This is a genomic window from Bradyrhizobium sp. USDA 4454 (assembly GCF_054822705.1).
In genome coordinates this window covers 1213517-1230545 of record NZ_JBTRCN010000001.1, presented here as the reverse complement: position 1 = coordinate 1230545, position 17029 = coordinate 1213517, and the positions used below count along the sequence as shown (strand labels likewise).

Genomic DNA, 17029 nt, shown 5'->3' with positions numbered 1-17029 from the left:
CTCGGTGGGGAGAGGTTTCCCGCGGCCGGGGATATTGGAAAGGTGCCGAAACGTCAAGGAAGTTCGGACTTGTCCGGAACAATCGCGCGATCACGGCTGATTGATGGGGTGTCTCCGGCTTGCTGCACCGTGTCCCGATCGAGCAAATCCGCCGCCAGAGTCATGATCTTAACCGCCCTGCGCCGGCTCGATATTCTCAAAATGCGCTTATCGCCGGCCTGCACGACGTACTCGTTGCCGACCCGCACGATCGAATATTCCGACATTCCAATCCCCAGTTGCCCGCCGCCACGTGGGAGACGTCCGACATACCGGACTCGTTCCGCCCCGTAAAATCACGGAGGCCGGCTTAGTTTACCGGCTGTTAACCGGATCGCCGAGCGGCGGCTACCGCAGGCATTGCCTTGTGTGCGGCACACTTCGCGCGCCCATGTCAAAAGCGGAGCGTCATGCCGACATGGCTGCGCGCAAATCCAAGCCGCTCATAGAAGCGCTGCGCATCGACGCGGGTGTGATGCGTCAACAGTTCGACGAGCATGCAGCCTCGCGCACGCGCCTCCGCGACCGCCCACTGCACCAGTTTCTCGCCGATGCCGCGGCTGCGGCAATGCTTTGCGACACGGACATCCTCGAGCAAACCGCGCGAAGATCCCTGCGAGCTGATGCCCGGCAGCACCGCGAGTTGCAGGCAGCCGACGACGGCGCCCTCCCCGTCGACGGCGACGACGAGCTGCAGATTGGCATCGCGCTCGACCCGCGCGAACGCGTCGTAATAGCCTTGCGGCAGCGGATCCTCGATCCGCTCGCGCGCACTGCCGAGCGGATCGTCCGCCAGCATGCCGACGATGGCGGCGACGTCCGCGCGGTGCGCAGGGCGGATCGTGATGGACGAGGATTCGATCATGGCAACATTCACCTGCGGTCAGCGGACCGGCGGCAGCGCGAGCACATGCTCGGCAGCCGCGATCCAGCGGCGGATCATGGGATAGGCTTCGAGCGTAAGGCCGCCGTCCTCAGCCATGCGCGTATAGGCAAGCAGCGACACGTCGGCGAGTGAGAACTGGTCCCCGACCAGGAATTGCGCGCCGGCAAGATGCCGCTCCAGATGGTCGAGCGCTACATAGCCGCGCTTGATGAGGTTCGGATCGATCTCCGAGACAGGCTTGCCGAGATAGACGGCCTGAAAGCGGCACACCGCGACATAGGGCTCGTGGCTGTTCTGCTCCCAGAACATCCAGGCATCCATCTGCGCCGCGCGATAGGGATCGCCGGGAATCAGATCGCTGTCGCGCGCGAGATAGCGGATGATGGCGTTGGACTGCGCCAGCGTGCGGCCGTCATCCAGCTCCACCGTCGGCACCTGGCCCCAGCCGTTCAGCTTGAGGAATTCCGCGGTCCGGCTGCCGCCCTCCATGGTGTCGATCTCGACCCATGTGTATGGCAGCGCCAGCCTGTCGCACACCCATTTCACCTTCAGGCAATTGCCTGAATTGGCGTCGCCGTAGATCTTCATGTGAGGTTGCTCCGCTTGCGGAGCGATATCGGACCAGCCGCGCCATACGCTGTCAAGCTGCGCGGCTTTGCCTCAGAACTTGTAGCCGAGACCGGCACGCACGCTGTTGAGCGAGATGCTGGTGTCCTTGATCGGCGAGAACTTCACGTATTCCCATTCGCCGCGCATGAACAGGCCGCCCCACAGGCAGTATTCGAAACCGAGACCGGCGGTCCAGCCTGCCACGAAGGCGTTGGACTTATGCTCGCTGGCGGTCTGCGTCAGCGACGGAACCTGGGTGAATGACGTCGATACAATCGATGTCGTCTGGTTTCCGAATGCATCGGTGGTCGTCGCGGTCACGTCGTCACGCAGCACTACATTGGTGGACACCGAACGCGACACGTCCATGCGCCCCACCGCAAGGCCGCCGAACATGTAAGGCAGGAAGCCGTCGAACGCCCAGCCCGCGCGGCCGCGGAACGTGATCACGTCCTTGATCGTCGCCGCGGCAGCGCCATCCAGCGACGTGTTGTAGGTGTAGGTGTGATTGGGCGGCGCGGCCGAGCCCGGCGGGCTCACGATCGCGAGCGCCATCGACCCTTTCGACGAGCTCGAGATCCTGTTCATGTAATTGTAGTTGGCCTCGACGCCGAACACGACATCTTCCCACTGCCAGTTGCGGCCGACGAAGGCGCCGAAATTGGTGCCTTGCGCGGTGTTCTTGTTCAACAGCGTCCATGCCGACGTCGGCTGCGCAAGCACGCTGTTGCGGAAGATGAAGTTGGTCAGCGACACGATGCTGTTGCCGAAGTTCATGTCGGCGGCCGAGTAGCCGACCTGGCCGCCGGCGTACCAGCCTTCCCAGCTTCTCGCGGGCGCCGGTTGGGCGGAAATACTGCCGCGAAGGAAATCGGGCATGTCGGCCGCATGCGCGCCGGTCACCGCCCCGAACATCATCGCCGCCAGCAAGAACCTACGCATCGCAACGCTCCAATCCACTCACCGAATGCGCGTTGATCATCGCCTGTTAACCTTAACCAATCGTTGTCGCCGGCGGATTTCGAGCACGCAAGTTGCACGACTTCGCGATGCGAGGTGCAAAGCAAAACGGCGCGGGATGATCCCGCGCCGTTGCAATCGTTAACCGCGAAGGGCCGAAATTAACCCTGATCAGCCCTTGCGGATCAGCGGGGGCGGCGGCGGCGGGGGCAGCACGTCGCAGCAGGGCAGAGCGAAGCGTACGCCGAGCTTGACATCCTGCGAGGTCAGGTCGCGGTACTGGAAGCTCGAGGGTCCGGTCGGCGTGTTGTCGAAGAAGTGCCCCTGGCCCTGCCCGACGGTGCCCATGTCGAGGTAGCGATAGGCCAGTTCAACCGTGAAGTTGTTGGTGACCTTGTAGGCGACACCCGCATGCAGCGCCCAGGCGAAGTTGGTCTTGGTCGCACCATCGGCGATGTAGGAACTGGTCAGGCCGGAACCGCTCGGGAAGGTGGCGACATCGGAGAACGCCGAGGTCTTGAGCACAGCGGCACCGACACCGGCGCCGATGAACGGGGTCAAGCAGCCCCAGGTGCCGAGATCGGCATAGATGTTCGCGAGGCCGACCCAGCTCTGAACGCCGCCGTGATAGGTATCGCCGAGCGAGCTCGGCCCGGGGAACGTGAAGAAGTCGGTGCCGTTGAAGCTCACCTTCGAGCGATACTCACCGGTGATGTCGGCGCGGAACCAGCTGTTGAACTGATAGCCGACGCCGAGGCCGAACAGCATGCCGCTGTCGAAACCGTGGCCGTACTGGTTGAACGCGGTGCCGGCCGGCAGCGTGTCGTAGCCGTTGACGTGCAGCCTGGCCTTGGTGTTGGTCATGCCGATATCGCCGCGCAGATACCAGCCGCCGAAATCCTGGACCGGCGGGGGGGCATACGCCATCGGGGGCGGCGGCATGATGGGCATGTCGGCGGCGAACGCCGACGCCGAGGACAGCAGAGATGCCGCGCCTGCGGCAATCAGGATCTTTACGCTACGCATTGGCTTCGTCCTTTTGGGCCAAGTGAGGCGACACGAAAGCCCCACGTCTGAAACTCACGGGCGGACGATGGCAGCAAATGTTTAAGCGGCACTTAACCCTAATTTTTAAGGTTGATTTTCTCTCACCTGTTTCTGCGACTGTTGCTTATGGGTCCATAAATGGGCGCGCATGCCGGTGAAAAATGGCGATTTCGCCACAAGTGCTAATGAAGCGTTGACGCGTGCACGCCGTTTGCGGCGCACGCAAGCCGGGTTCGTTAGCGAATGCTTAATGCCGGCGAAGTGGACGCGCCCTCGCCGCCGGGAAGCTCAGCGAGCCGCCTTCGGCATCTTCGGCAGGAACACCGCGAGCAGGCCGATCGCCGGCAGGAATGCGCACAGCTGATAGACGAAGGCGATCGAGGTGTGGTCGGCGAGCTTGCCGAGCACGGCAGCGCCGAGGCCACCGATCCCGAATGCTACGCCGAAGAACACGCCGGAGATCATGCCGAAGCGATGCGGCATCAGTTCCTGCGCAAACACGATGATCGCCGATGTCGCCGACGAGATGATCAGGCCGATCACCACCGTGAGTACGGCGCTGGCGAACAGGCCGGCATAGGGCAGCGCCAGCGTGAACGGCAGCGCGCCGAGGATCGAGAACCAGATCACGTATTTGCGGCCGAAGCGGTCGCCGAGCGGCCCGCCAATGAACGCGCCCGCGGCGTTGGCGGCAAGGAAGATGAAGAGATAAAGCTGCGCGGCCTGGGTCGAGACGCCGAACCGGTCGATGAGATAGAAGATGTAGTAGCTCGACAGGCTCGAGACGTAGAGCTGTTTGGAGAACAGCAGCGCGACCAGCACGATGAGCGCGATCATCACGCGCCGCTGATCCGGATGGTCCGGATGCCGCGCGTTCGTCGCCGCCTTCTTGCCTGCGATCTGCGGCTTGTACCAGACGCCGATGCGCCACAGGATCACGATGGCGAGGAACGCGATCGAGGAGAACCAGGCGATCGAGGGTTGGCCGAACGGCACCACGATCAATGCGGCGAGCACCGGCCCCATCGAGGTGCCGAAGCTGCCGCCGAGCTGGAACACCGATTGCGCGAAGCCGTAACGTCCGCCGGACGCCAGCCGCGCGATGCGCGAGGATTCCGGGTGGAACACCGCGGAGCCCAGACCGACCAGCGACGCCGCGACCAGGATGATCCCGTAACCATGGGCGACGCTGAGCAGCAACAGCCCGAAGAAGGTGAAGCCCATGCCGATCGACAGCGAGAACGGCTGCGCCTTCTTGTCGGTGAAATGCCCGACCAGCGGCTGCAGCAGCGACGCAGTGAACTGAAATGCCAGCGTGATCATGCCGATCTGCGCGAAGTCGAGCGCGTAATTGTCCTTCAGGATCGGATAGACCGAGGCGATCAGCGACTGCATCGTGTCGTTGAGAAAGTGCGAGAAGCTGATGCCGGCAAGCACGACATAGGCCGGCCCGGCGGCCGCCACTTTCGCGGCCGGCGCAGAGGTCAGCTCGGCGACCTCCACCGGTTCCCCCAGTGCCTGTTCGCTCACGACGGGTTTGTTCACTGCAGCATTCCCGGACAGTTTCGCAAAAATACCTCCGCGTCGTACGACGCGGAGGTGAGCCGGACCAGTTGCGTTAGTCGATAGCAGCGATGCGCTGCGGGCTCCGCATAACGGTGCGGCCTCGCCGTCATCCTGAGGAGCGGCCACTTGGCCGCGTCTCGAAGGATGAATCGGCCACCGGCCGGGCCGTGCATCCTTCGATACGCGCGCAAGGGCGCGCTCCTCAGGATGACGGATCAGTAGCTGATGCGGCCGGACGGCCTCAAGCCGCCGCGGCGTGGCCGAGGGCGCTGACGATGTTGTCGACGATCTCTTCCACCAGGATGCGGTCGTCACCCTCGCCCATCACGCGGATCACCGGCTCGGTGCCGGAGGGACGGATCAGCAGCCGGCCATGGCCGTTGAGGCGGTTCTCGCCGTCGGTGATCGCGGACTTGACCTCGGCGTCGTCGAGCGGCTTGCCGCTGCGATAGCGCACGTTCTTCAGAATTTGAGGCAATGGATCAAAGCGCCGGCAGATCTCCGACACCGGGCGGCGCAGCTTCTGCACCACGGCCAGCACCTGCAGCGCCGCGACGAAGCCGTCGCCGGTGGTCGAATAGTCCGACATGATGATGTGGCCCGACGGCTCGCCGCCGAGATTGTAGCCGCCGCTCAGCATCTGCTCGAGCACATAGCGGTCGCCGACCGGGGTGCGGACCATCGAAACCCCGAGGCCTTGCAGGAAGCGCTCCAGCCCGAGATTGGACATCACGGTCGTGACGATGCCGGGCTTGGCGAGGCGGCCCTCTTCCTTCCAGCTCTGCGCAATCACCGCGAGCAGCTGGTCGCCATCGACGATGTGGCCGCGCTCGTCGACCAGGATGACGCGATCGGCGTCGCCATCGAGCGCGATGCCGATATCGGCGCGCATCTCGCGCACCTTGCGCGACAGCGCTTCCGGCGAGGTGGAGCCGCATTCCTTGTTGATGTTGAAGCCGTCGGGTTCGACCCCGATCGGCACCACGTCGGCACCGAGCTCCCACAGCGCTTCCGGCACCACCTTGTAGGCCGCGCCATTGGCGCAATCGACCACGACGCGCAGGCCGTCGAGCGAAAGGTCGCGCGGCAGCGTGCGCTTGGCGAATTCGATGTAGCGGTCATGGACGCCGTCGATGCGGCGGGCGCGGCCGAGGCTCGCGCTCTGCGCCAGGCGGCGGTCGAGCGATTCGTCGAGCAGCTGCTCGATCTGCTTCTCGACGTCGTCGGAGAGCTTGAAGCCCTGCGGGCCGAACAGCTTGATGCCGTTGTCCTCGAACAGATTATGCGACGCCGAGATCATGACGCCGAGATCGGCGCGCATCGACTTGGTCAGCATCGCGATCGCAGGGGTCGGCATCGGGCCGACCAGCAGCACGTCCATGCCGACCGAGGTGAAACCCGCGACCATGGCGTATTCGATCATGTAGCCGGACAGCCGCGTGTCCTTGCCGATCACGACGCGATGGCGATGATCGCCACGCTGAAACACCAACCCTGCGGCCTGCCCCACCTTGAGCGCGAGCTCCGGCGTGATCAGCCCATTGGCGCGGCCCCGAATTCCATCGGTCCCGAAATATTTGCGGCTCATGTAACCCCCAAGGTGGACCTCTCGAACCACCCGGCGAGAGAGTCCTGAACGCCTACCAGTGTAGCGTGCATCGGCCTTATAGACTGCCAGACGCTAAAATGACTTCAAAAAATATGATGAATCATTACCGCGGACGAACTGCCTCTTTGGACCTTAAGGTGCTGAAAATATAACATTTTTTCTCCTCCGGCAATCCCCGGCAAGAAGCGCTGTCCACTATCCTTTGCCGTCGCGTTTGACGTACCGGTCGCCCTTGGTGGGGGCCGGCTGGGTGACATTGACGGGGTCGGAACCGGGAAACGTCTCCTCGAGCCCCTCTTCCAGGGCCTCGTCGAGCCGGCGCTTCTCGGCGTCGTCTGCTTTCGGCTTGGAGCCTGATTGCGTCATCGCACTCTCCCATCCGTCTTCGATTTGGCGGGCCACCCAACCATGCTAGATGACGGCAAGACCGAACACCCGCAAGACTGACTCGTCGAACCTGCGGCATAGAAGAAGGCCGGGAACGTCCATGAAGCACATTACCTGCATCGAAGACCTGCGCCAGTTGCATAAGCGCCGGGTGCCGAAGGCGTTTTTCGACTATGCGGATCGCGGCTCCTACACCGAGGACACGCTGCGCGCCAACTCGGAGGACCTGCAGCAGATCAAGTTTCGCCAGCGCATCCTGGTCGACGTCTCCAAGCGCAGCCTCGCGACCACCATCCTCGGTGAGCCCTCGGCGATGCCGCTGATCCTGGCGCCGGTCGGCCTGCTCGGCATGCAGCATGGCGACGGCGAGATCTACGCCTGCCGCGCCGCGCAGGCGGCCGGCATTCCCTTCACCCAGAGCACGATGTCGATCTGCTCGATCGAGGACATCGCGGCCGCCGTCGACAAGCCGTTCTGGTTTCAGCTCTACGTCATGAAGGACCGCGGCTTCATCAAGTCGCTGATCGAGCGCGCGATCGCGGCGAAATGTTCGGCGCTGGTGCTGACGGTCGATTTGCAGGTGATCGGCCAGCGCCACCAGGACATCAAGAACGGCATGACTGTGCCGCCGGAATGGTCGCTGTCGAAGCTGATCGATTTCGCGACCAAGCCGGCCTGGGTGTCAGGCGTGCTGCAAGGCAAGCGCCGCACCTTCGGCAACATCGCCGGCCACGTCAAAGGCATGGACGACATCGTCAAGCTGTCGGAATGGACCGCGTCGCAATTCGACACCACGCTGAACTGGAAGGACATCGACTGGATCCGCAGCATCTGGCCGGGCAAGCTGATCCTGAAAGGGATTCTTGACGTCGAGGACGCCGAGCTCGCTGCCAAGACCGGCGCGCAGGCGATCGTGGTCTCCAACCATGGCGGCCGCCAGCTCGACGGTGCGCCGTCCTCGATCGAGGTGCTGCCGGAGATCGTCGACGAGGTCGGCTCCAAGCTCGAGATCATGTTCGATGGCGGCATCCGCACCGGCATGGACGTCATGCGCGCGCTCGCGCTCGGCGCCAAATCCTGCATGATCGGCCGCGCCTATGCCTACGGCCTCGGCGCCGGCGGCCAGGCCGGCGTCGCCAAGGCACTCGACATCCTCGGCAAGGAGCTGACCACCACGATGGGGCTGTGCGGCGTCAACACCATCGCCGAGATCGACGACAAGGTGCTGGCGGTTTAAGCTGACGGCTACCTAATCTTCGTCGTCCTGGGCAAGCCAACGGGTCGGCGCAAAGCGCCGCCCGATGACAGGCTCCGCGCGACCCGGGACCCATAACCACCGATGGTGATCGCTTCGCAACGCTGTGGCCACAGCGTGCTTCAACGACTCAACCCTGTGGTTATGGGTCCCTGCTTTCGCGTTGCTTTCGCAGGGACGACAGCGAGGCTGCCTCCGCCTCACATCGGCGGCGCAATTCCGTCGCGGCCGACATTGACGCGGTTGGCTTCCAGCGTGCCGTCGTCCTTCTGCACCGCGCCGAAGATGATGATCTTGGCGCCCGGCTTCAGCTCCGACTTTTCGCCGGAGACGAACGTCACCACCGGTGTACCCGGCGGCACCACGACCTTCTTCTCACCGTCCTTGTATTTCACCGTGATGTTCTGGCCGTCGGTGCCCTTCACGGTCTCGGCGACGGTGGCGTTGGTCATGGTCGAGTTGGCGCGCAGGTCCCATGGGCGGAAGCCTTCGGCAGCGCCGCGCTGGTTCTCCGGGAAAATGTGAACCGCGACCGCCTTCTGCGTTCCGTCGGGCTCGGGCATCGCGGTGACGCCGATATAGGAACCGGGCTTGATCTCCGACAGATCGGTCTTGGCAACACCGAAGACCGCGACGTTATCCGTCGTCCGAACCTTCATGTCGGCACCGTCGCGCGACTTGATCGACAGCATCGCGCCGTCGACGGCCTCGATGGTGCCGCGAATGCGCACCGTCGGTGGCTGCTGCGCGGAGGCAGCCGAGGCAAAGGCAACGACAAGGAATGCGGCGAAGAGCGGCGATTTCGGCATGGTGTCCCTCATGGGTTTGGCTGGCTACTCAGGGAACACCGGGGAGTTGGTGGTATTCCGTGCAAGCCACAACTCCGCGCGGGAGCGACGGCTCACACGACAAATACGCGCCGGATGAGAGGCCGTTACTGCGGTAACGGACAGGTGATGCGTTTGAGGGTTCTGCCGTAGCCCGTTCAGATCGTCATTCCGGGATGGTCCGAAGGACCAGACCACAGATGCGCAATTGCGCATCGGGGAATCTCGAGATCCCGGGTTCGATGCTTTGCATCGCCCCGGGATGACGCTGCGCATCACATCGGCGGCGTAAGCCCGTCGCGGCCGACGCTGACGCGATCGGTTTCCAGCGAGCCGTCGGGCAATTTCTTCATGAAGGCGATGATCTTGGCGCCGGCCTTCAGGTCGGCCTTGTCGCCGGGAACATAGGTCACGACAGGCGTATCAGGCGGGACCTGGACCGTCTTCTCGCCGTCCTTGTACTTGACCTGCAATGTATGACCGTCATTGCCGACCACGGATTGCGCGACGGTCGCGTTGGTCATGCTGCTGTTCGGTTTCAGATCATAGGGACGCGAGCCTTCGCCGGTGCCGCGCATGTTTTCGGGGAAGACATGCACCTCGACCGCCTTCGGCGTGCCGTCGGGGCCGGGCACCGTGGTGGTGCCGATGAAGGAACCGACCTTGATGTCGGACAGCGCGATCTTGGTGAGGCCGAGCACCACCATATTGCCCGTCATATGCAGCTTGACGTCCTCGCCGCTGCGCGACTTCACCGCCAGCGTATCGCCGTCGACGCCTTCGACGGTTCCGCGCACCCGCGTCGGTGTCGGCGGCTGCTGCGCGAGCGCGTAGAGCGTGGATGCCGTCACCATCGCAAGCGCAATGAACGGACGAACGAGATGGGAACGGCGGGCAGGCATGGTTGATCTCCGGGAGGGAACGCGAGGGCCTAACACGAGACCCCGCCCCGGAGACGCTATTCCAGGCCTCAAGTCTTTGTGAGATCGGCTTCCACGAGCGCGCGCAATTCCGGCGTGACCTGCGGGCGCTGCCCGAACCACAATTCGAAACCGCGCACCGCCTGGTGCAGCAGCATGCCAAGCCCATCGGCGGTCTTGAGGCCGCGTGCCTGCGCCGCGGCCAGCAGCGGCGTCACCAGCGGCACATAGACAATATCAGAAACAACCGCGCCCGGCGGGAGCAGGCCGACTTCGATCTCGAGCGCGGGCTGGCCGTGCATGCCGAGCGACGTCGTGTTGACGAGCAGGCCCGCGCGCGGCAGCAGCTCGCCGACCTTGTCCCAGGTCGCGGGATGAACACGCGCACCATATAGTTCTGCCAGCGCGCGGGCGCGGTCGATGCTGCGGTTGACCAGATGGACGCGCGCGATGCCGCGCTCGATCAGGCCGAACACCACCGCGCGCGACGCGCCGCCGGCCCCTAACACCAGCGCGTCCTCCGTCTTGTCCCAGCCGGGCGCACAGGCATCGAGATTGTTGATGAAGCCTTCGACATCGGTGTTGGTCGAGCGCAACTCGCCGTCGGCAAACCACAGCGTGTTGGCGGCGCCGATCGCGCGGGCGCGTGCGTCCGGCGCCGTCAGCGCCAGCGCCTGCTCCTTGTGCGGAATGGTTACATTGGCGCCGACGAAGCCGCGCAGCGACAAGCGGAACAGGAAATCCTTGAAATCCTCCGGCGGTACCGCCTCGATCACATAACCACCCTCGAGGCCGAGCGTGCGCAGCCAGTAATGATGGATCAGCGGCGAGCGGGAATGCGCCGCCGGCCAGCCGATCAGGCACGCGGCGCGGGTCTTGGTTGCGGAGGTCATGATCGTGACATCGGCCAAGCCAGGCGCGCTGTCAATCCGTCCGCTTCGCGGTTGCGGCAACCAGCGCGCTGAGGGCGAACGCCGTGCCCGCGGCAAACCAGATCGCACCGAGATTGATCCAGCGGTAGGCCAATGCGCCGGCGAGCGCGCCCGCGACCAGCGCCGCCCAGAGCAGGACGTTCGGCAGCCACGCCCAGCCCGCGCCGCCGGTCAACGCGGCTGCGATGAGCTGACCGGCCTTGATCAACGCTCCGGTGACATAGGTCAGGCCGAGCCCGGCCCCGCCTTCGAGCTGGAACACCGCGTTCTCAAGCCCCATCGCCAGCACGATGGCCGCGACCGCGGCGTTCGGCAGGCCGTAGGCATAGGCCAAGGCCGCTGCCGTGAGTAGCAGCCCCTCGGCGAACAGGATCAGGGGCTGCCGATGCGCGATGCGGCTGAGCACGACCAGGCTCCCGGCCGCAGCCCCCGCGACGAACAGCACGATCAGCTCCAGCGCCTCCAGCGCGTGCTGCCAGTGGCCCTCGGCCAAGGTCACGCCGAGCCGCGTCGAGTTGCCGCTCATGAAGGACACGAACAGCCCGCCGAGATGCAGATAGCCGATGCCGTCGACATAGCCGGCCAGCGCGCTGAGCGCGCAGGCCAGCGCCAGGTTGCGGCGGGATTCAAGCATGGGGGCGGAAATCGCTGCCTTTGTTCAGAGCGACAATGTTCATGAAAGCGATCGGCTTGGGAGAGAAGGAAGAGAAGCACCCTCCCCCGTCATTCCGGGGCGATGCGACAGCATCGAACCTCAGATGCGCAATTGCGTATCGGGGAATCTCGAGATTCCGGATTCGCTCGCTGACGCGAGCGCTCCGGAATGACGGAACAATTTACGCCGCGTCGCGATGCGCGGCGATGATCTGGTCGGCGGCACGGCCCGTCACCTCGGCCATGCGGTCGAACTGGCGGGTGAAGGTGCCGGCGCCGGCGGTGGCCGAGCGCAGCTCGACGATGAGGTCGCCGATCTCGGATTCCGGCATCGTGGCGCGCACGCAGTCCCAGCCGTTCCAGCCCTCGCGGGTGTCGAAGCCGAGGATCTGGCCGCGGCGCGCCGACAGGATCGCGTTGATCTTGGCGGTCGCATCGGTCGGACAGACGATCTCGACCATGTGGATCGGCTCCAGCAGCACCGGCTGGCACTGCGGCAGCCCTTCGCTGACGCCGATCCGCGCCGCGGTGCGGAACGCGAGATCGGAGGAGTCGACGCTGTGATAGGAGCCGTCGGTCAGGGTGACGTCGACGTCGATCACCGGGAAGCCGAGCGGTCCCCGCGCCAGCGCGTCGATGACGCCCTCCTCCACGGCACCGATATAATTGCGCGGCACCGCGCCGCCGACCACCTTCTCGTGGAATTCAAAGCCGCTTCCGCGCGGCCTCGGCTTGATGTCGAGCACGACGTCGCCGAACTGGCCGTGGCCGCCCGATTGCTTCTTGTGCCGGCCGCGCTGGGTGATGGCTTTGCGGATGGTCTCCTGGTAGCCGATCGCCGGCGGATGCGATTTGACGTTGACGCCGTAGCGGTCCTTCAGCCGCTCCTGGGCGACGCGCAGATGCATCTCGCCCTGCCCCCACAGCACTGTGTCGTGGGTGCGCGGGTTCTGGATCATGGTCAGCGAGGGATCCTCCTCGTTCAGCCGCAGCAGCGCCTGGCCGAGCTTGACGTCGTCCTTGCGGTCGATCGCGGCGATCGAGATCGACAGCACCGGCGCCGCCGGCTCGACCTTGACCAGCGAGGCCGGCGCCGTCTTGCCGCTCGAGACCGTATCGCCTGTCTTGATCGCGTCGAGCTTGCCGAGCGCAACCGTGTCGCCGGCTTCCGCCGACGGCCGCTTGCTGTCATGCGCGCCGGAGACCGCGAGGATGCCGGAGACGCGCCCGCTCTCGCCGGATGAGGATTGCAGCGTTGCGCCGTCGTCGAGCCGGCCCGTCAGCAGACGCACCAGCGACAGCTTGCCGCCGTGCTGCAAATGCACGGTCTTGAACACATAGGCCAGCGCGTCCTTCTGATCCTTGACGCCGAGCCGGCTGGCGGTCTCGGCGACGCCGGGCGCCTCGTGGCGCAGCGCCTTCATCAGGCGAAGCACGCCGTTCTCGCGGCTCGCAGCACCGAGCAGCACCGGACAGATCAGCCCGTCGCGCAGTTCGCGCGCGAGGTCGTCGAACACGGCATCGCGCGGCGGCTGGATGTCCTCCAGCAACTGCTCCATCAGCGCGTCGTCATGATCGGCGAGCTTCTCCAGCATCGAGAAGCGGGCTTCCTTCTCGCGGTCGAGATTGCCGCCCTCCAGCTCCATCACCTCCGACGGCTTGTGCTCGCGATAGACGAAGGCGCGCTCCAGCGCGAGATCGACGAAGCCCTCGATCAGATCGCCGTTCCAGATCGGGATCTGGCGCAGCACCAGCGGCACGCGCGAGGCCGGCTGCAGCGTCGCAAGCGTCTCGCGGACGCGCTTGTTGGCGCGATCGATCTTGTTCAGAAACAGGAAACGCGGAATCCCGAGCTCCTCGAGCTCGCGCAGGATGATCTGCAGCTGCGGCAGCTTCTTCTCGTCAGCCTCGCAGACCACGACCGCGGCATCGACCGCCGGCAACGCGGCACGCATGTCGTGCGCGAATTCGATCGAGCCGGGGCAATCAATAAAGGTGTAAATGTCCCCCATAAAGCTGGTGGTGGCGGCGGTCAGGCCTACGCCCATCTTGTGTTGACGCGCCTCGGGGCTGGCATCGCCGACGGAGGTTCCGGCATCGACACTGCCGCATGACTTGATGGCGCCGGTGCGCGCCAGGATCGCTTCCAGAAGTGTGGTTTTACCGCTTTGGAAAGGGCCCACCAGCGCGATGCACCGTGGACCTCGGGGACTTCTGACGTCTTGTCCCATTGCCGCCTCCTCGTTTTGGAGCTCGGCCCATGATTGGGTCGGCGACCGTTCATGCTCTGCCTGCGTTTGACTTTTGGCAAGCGGGAAAACGTCGCTGCGGTGCGGCGCGCGTGGCGCGGCGTAAGGCCACGCGCGGTTGGCTAGATCATGATGCGTTTCCACGGAATCGCATCATGATCTCATCTCTTTGTTTGAGCATGATCTTTTCGGAAAGCCGGTTTCCACTTTTCCGGATCATGCTCTTAAGCCTGGTGCCGCCCTTAGCGACCCGGGCGCAGCTCCAGACTTTCGAGGCCCGCGGCGACGTTGACGCCGACCTGGCCCTGCACGCTGAGGGGCTGCAGGGCGATGGTGTTGTCGGAGCCACCGACCAGCACGTTGCCGCCGACACCGATACCGAGCGTCGCACTGCCTTGCGCGCCGGCGTAATTGCCGGAGAGCGCACCCGGTCCGAGCCGCTCCACCGGCGCGTAGACGCCCCAGGTCAATGCCGACTCCTGCGTGATGCCAAGATCGACGCCGACCTTGCGGATGGTCGCGATGTAGCGGTCCTCAGGCATGCCGTTGGCGCGCAGCACGCAGCCGAGATTGGTCACGGAACCGACGATGAAGCCGATGCTCGCGCCACCGCGGCATTCCAGGACGCCGACCTGAACGCGCTGGCTCGGCTGTTGGGCGTTAACGCCAACGATTGCGGTCAGCGTGGCAATGGCAGCACCGGCGAGGAGAGTGAAGCGACGCATGTTGGGGAGTCTCCGGCTGAGAGGCATGACGCGAGCAGAGAACAGAACGGCGCCGTGTCTGCGGCGCCGTTCGCATCCTATGCCATAACATCGCATGGTCAGGCAGAATTTGCGGTGTTCGGCCACCGATTGTTGGGAGATGTTGCGGCACTGCTATGTTTCCTCCAAGCCTGCCGGTCTGGTCGAGCAACAAACAGCAAACCACCGACAACAAAAAAGAGGCCCGCTTTCGCGGGCCTCTCTGTTCGAACACCGACCGGCTTAGCGGTGGTGATGGTGACGGTGGTGACGATGATGACGGCGCGGACCGTAGGTCACCGGCTCGAGATCGATCCCGGCGATGCCGGCCGCAACGTTGAGTCCGGTCTGACCCTGCACGCTGATCGGCTGCAGCGCATAGGCGTTGTTCGGACCGCCGAACAGGAAGTTACCGCCGGCGCCGAGACCGACCGAGGCGTTGAGGCCGACACCGCCGTAGCTGCCGGCGAGCGCGCCGCGCGGAAGCTGCGTGGTCGGCGCGCTGACGGCCCAGGCGAGCTGGGTGGTCGCGGTGACGCCGAGATCGACGCCGATGCGCTTCACGGTCGCAGCATAGGGCTCGGGACGGCGGCCGCCGCTCTGGAACACGCACTCGAGGCGGGCAACAGAGCCGACGACGAAGCCGACATTCTCGCCGCCCTGGCATTGCAGAACCCCGGCCTGAACCTGCTGAGGTGCCGCGTTGGCGGTGGCGAACGGCGCCAGCAACGCAAGCGCTGCAAGGGTGAGAGTCGAAAGTCGCATTATCTGTCTCCGCAAGGTGAACTGAACTGGAATTTGAGCGGCGGACACAAGGCAAGGCTCATGTCCAAAACAAGGCAGCTCGCAAAGAGGCCGTAAAAACTTCCCGCGTGTGGCATCGATGTTCGCACACACGCGCGTGAAGTGAGCTGCTCGTGATTTGACTCTGCGATTTTACCGGCGGGCGATTGAGCCCCACAAATAAAAACGCTCCCGCATGTGGTGCGGGAGCGCTTTTTCTAGATCGAAAACGATCAGCGCAGATTGCCGCAGAAGCGCTGGATGCGCTTGCAGGCATCCTCGAGATCCGAGGTCTTGGTGGCGTAGGAGATGCGGAACGCCGGCCCGAGACCGAACGCCGATCCCTGCACCACGGCGACGCCTTCGCTCTCGAGCAGCTCGGTGACGAACGCCTCGTCATTGTCGATCACCTTGCCGGTCGGCGCGGTCTTGCCGATCGTGCCGGCGCAAGACGGATAGACGTAGAACGCGCCTTCCGGCCGCGGGCATTCGATGCCGCTCGCCTGGTTGAGCATCGCCACCACGAGGTCGCGGCGCTCCTTGAACACCTTGTTGTTCGCGGCGATGAAGTCCTGCGGACCGTTCAGCGCCTCGACCGACGCCCATTGCGCGATCGACGACGGGTTCGAGGTCGACTGCGACTGGATCGTCGCCATCGCCTTGATCAGCTGCGCCGGGCCACCGGCATAGCCGATGCGCCAGCCAGTCATGCAGTAGGCCTTCGACACGCCGTTCACGGTCAGCGTGCGATCGTACAGGCTCGGCTCGACCTGCGCCGCTGTCGTGAAGACGAAGTCGTCATAGACGAGGTGCTCGTACATGTCGTCGGTCATCACCCAGACATGCGGATGCCTGACCAGCACGTCGGTCAGCGCCTTGAGCTCGCTCCTGGTGTAGGCCGAGCCGGTCGGGTTCGACGGCGAGCACAGGATCACCCACTTGGTCTTCGGCGTGATCGCCTTCTCGAGATCCTGCGGACGCAGCTTGAAGCCGGTCGAGGCCGGGCACACCACCGGCACCGACTCGCCGCCGGCGAGCGCCACCATCTCGGGATAGCTGACCCAGTACGGCGCCGGGATGATCACCTCGTCGCCCGGATTGATGGTCGCCATCAGCGCATTGTACAGCACCTGCTTGCCGCCGGTGCCGACGATGATCTGGTTCGGCTTGTAGCTCAGGCCGTTCTCGCGCGAGAACTTGTTGATGATGGCTTCCTTGAGCTCCGGAATGCCGCCGACATCGGTGTACTTGGTCTTGCCGGCCTCGATGGCGTGGATCGCAGCCAGCTTAATGTTGGCGGGCGTATCGAAGTCAGGCTCGCCGGCGCCGAGGCCGATGACGTTGCGGCCCGCGGCTTTCAGCGCGCGTGCTTTGTCCGTGACCGCGATCGTTGCGGACGGCTTCACACGGTCGAGCGCAGCGGACAGGAAGGCCATTATCATCTCCTGGCAAACGTCGTGAGCGGTTGGGCCACGACTTGATTTGAATGGGATCGCGGCACCCTAGGCCGGTCGCCGCTGCACCGCAAGAAGCTTGGCGGTAAAGCACGAAAACTTTCACGCA

Annotated in this window: 17 protein-coding genes; 1 reads left to right on the top strand and 16 read right to left on the bottom strand. The window is 64.6% G+C overall.

What is annotated here, in order from left to right:
• Positions 1-53 precede the first annotated feature (53 nt).
• From ACVIW0_RS05750 to ACVIW0_RS05715, 8 genes are all read right to left on the bottom strand, one after another.
• A complete protein-coding gene (locus ACVIW0_RS05750; protein ID WP_461351461.1) occupies positions 54-266 on the bottom strand; it encodes a hypothetical protein in 213 nt (70 codons plus the stop codon).
• A gap of 167 nt (positions 267-433) precedes the next feature.
• Positions 434-904, bottom strand: coding sequence for a GNAT family N-acetyltransferase (locus tag ACVIW0_RS05745; RefSeq protein WP_461351460.1), 471 nt, complete (start codon positions 902-904; stop codon positions 434-436).
• An 18-nt stretch (positions 905-922) separates the two neighbouring features.
• Complete coding sequence (locus ACVIW0_RS05740; protein ID WP_461351459.1) at positions 923-1513, bottom strand: glutathione S-transferase family protein; 591 nt, start codon at positions 1511-1513, stop codon at positions 923-925.
• A gap of 72 nt (positions 1514-1585) precedes the next feature.
• Positions 1586-2476, bottom strand: a complete 891-nt coding sequence (locus tag ACVIW0_RS05735) for an outer membrane protein (protein ID WP_461351458.1) — start codon at positions 2474-2476, stop codon at positions 1586-1588.
• Between the two features lie 189 nt (positions 2477-2665).
• Positions 2666-3520 (bottom strand): outer membrane protein, encoded by an 855-nt coding sequence (locus ACVIW0_RS05730; RefSeq protein WP_461351457.1) that lies wholly within the window; start codon positions 3518-3520, stop codon positions 2666-2668.
• A 309-nt stretch (positions 3521-3829) separates the two neighbouring features.
• On the bottom strand, positions 3830-5086 hold the full coding sequence (locus ACVIW0_RS05725) for an MFS transporter (RefSeq protein WP_461351456.1): 1257 nt from the start codon (positions 5084-5086) through the stop codon (positions 3830-3832).
• A gap of 262 nt (positions 5087-5348) precedes the next feature.
• Positions 5349-6695: a phosphoglucosamine mutase gene (gene glmM / locus ACVIW0_RS05720; RefSeq protein WP_461351455.1), complete on the bottom strand. Its 1347-nt coding sequence runs from the start codon at positions 6693-6695 to the stop codon at positions 5349-5351.
• 216 nt (positions 6696-6911) lie between these two features.
• Positions 6912-7082 carry a hypothetical protein gene (locus ACVIW0_RS05715; RefSeq protein WP_461351454.1) on the bottom strand — a complete coding sequence of 57 codons (171 nt, stop codon included), beginning with the start codon at positions 7080-7082 and terminating at the stop codon, positions 6912-6914.
• 121 nt (positions 7083-7203) lie between these two features.
• On the opposite strand from ACVIW0_RS05715, the gene ACVIW0_RS05710 reads away from it, so the two are divergent.
• The gene (locus ACVIW0_RS05710; RefSeq protein ID WP_461351453.1) at positions 7204-8340 is read left to right on the top strand and encodes an alpha-hydroxy acid oxidase; all 1137 of its coding nucleotides are present in this window, start codon (positions 7204-7206) and stop codon (positions 8338-8340) included.
• 218 nt (positions 8341-8558) lie between these two features.
• On the opposite strand, the gene ACVIW0_RS05705 is transcribed toward ACVIW0_RS05710, so the two are convergent.
• The 8 genes from ACVIW0_RS05705 to ACVIW0_RS05670 form a co-directional block, all read right to left on the bottom strand.
• The gene (locus tag ACVIW0_RS05705; RefSeq protein ID WP_461351452.1) at positions 8559-9167 is read right to left on the bottom strand and encodes a single stranded DNA-binding domain-containing protein; all 609 of its coding nucleotides are present in this window, start codon (positions 9165-9167) and stop codon (positions 8559-8561) included.
• Positions 9168-9460: 293 nt separating this feature from the next.
• Complete coding sequence (locus ACVIW0_RS05700) at positions 9461-10039, bottom strand: hypothetical protein (RefSeq protein WP_461357249.1); 579 nt, start codon at positions 10037-10039, stop codon at positions 9461-9463.
• A gap of 116 nt (positions 10040-10155) precedes the next feature.
• The gene (locus ACVIW0_RS05695; RefSeq protein WP_461351451.1) at positions 10156-10998 is read right to left on the bottom strand and encodes a shikimate dehydrogenase; all 843 of its coding nucleotides are present in this window, start codon (positions 10996-10998) and stop codon (positions 10156-10158) included.
• A 31-nt stretch (positions 10999-11029) separates the two neighbouring features.
• Positions 11030-11671 carry a YoaK family protein gene (locus ACVIW0_RS05690; RefSeq protein ID WP_461351450.1) on the bottom strand — a complete coding sequence of 214 codons (642 nt, stop codon included), beginning with the start codon at positions 11669-11671 and terminating at the stop codon, positions 11030-11032.
• A gap of 202 nt (positions 11672-11873) precedes the next feature.
• Positions 11874-13922, bottom strand: coding sequence for an elongation factor G (locus ACVIW0_RS05685; protein ID WP_461351449.1), 2049 nt, complete (start codon positions 13920-13922; stop codon positions 11874-11876).
• A 260-nt stretch (positions 13923-14182) separates the two neighbouring features.
• Positions 14183-14665, bottom strand: a complete 483-nt coding sequence (locus ACVIW0_RS05680) for a DUF992 domain-containing protein (RefSeq protein ID WP_461351448.1) — start codon at positions 14663-14665, stop codon at positions 14183-14185.
• A 261-nt stretch (positions 14666-14926) separates the two neighbouring features.
• The gene (locus ACVIW0_RS05675; RefSeq protein WP_461351447.1) at positions 14927-15448 is read right to left on the bottom strand and encodes a DUF992 domain-containing protein; all 522 of its coding nucleotides are present in this window, start codon (positions 15446-15448) and stop codon (positions 14927-14929) included.
• Between the two features lie 251 nt (positions 15449-15699).
• On the bottom strand, positions 15700-16902 hold the full coding sequence (locus tag ACVIW0_RS05670; protein WP_461351446.1) for a pyridoxal phosphate-dependent aminotransferase: 1203 nt from the start codon (positions 16900-16902) through the stop codon (positions 15700-15702).
• Positions 16903-17029 lie beyond the last annotated feature (127 nt).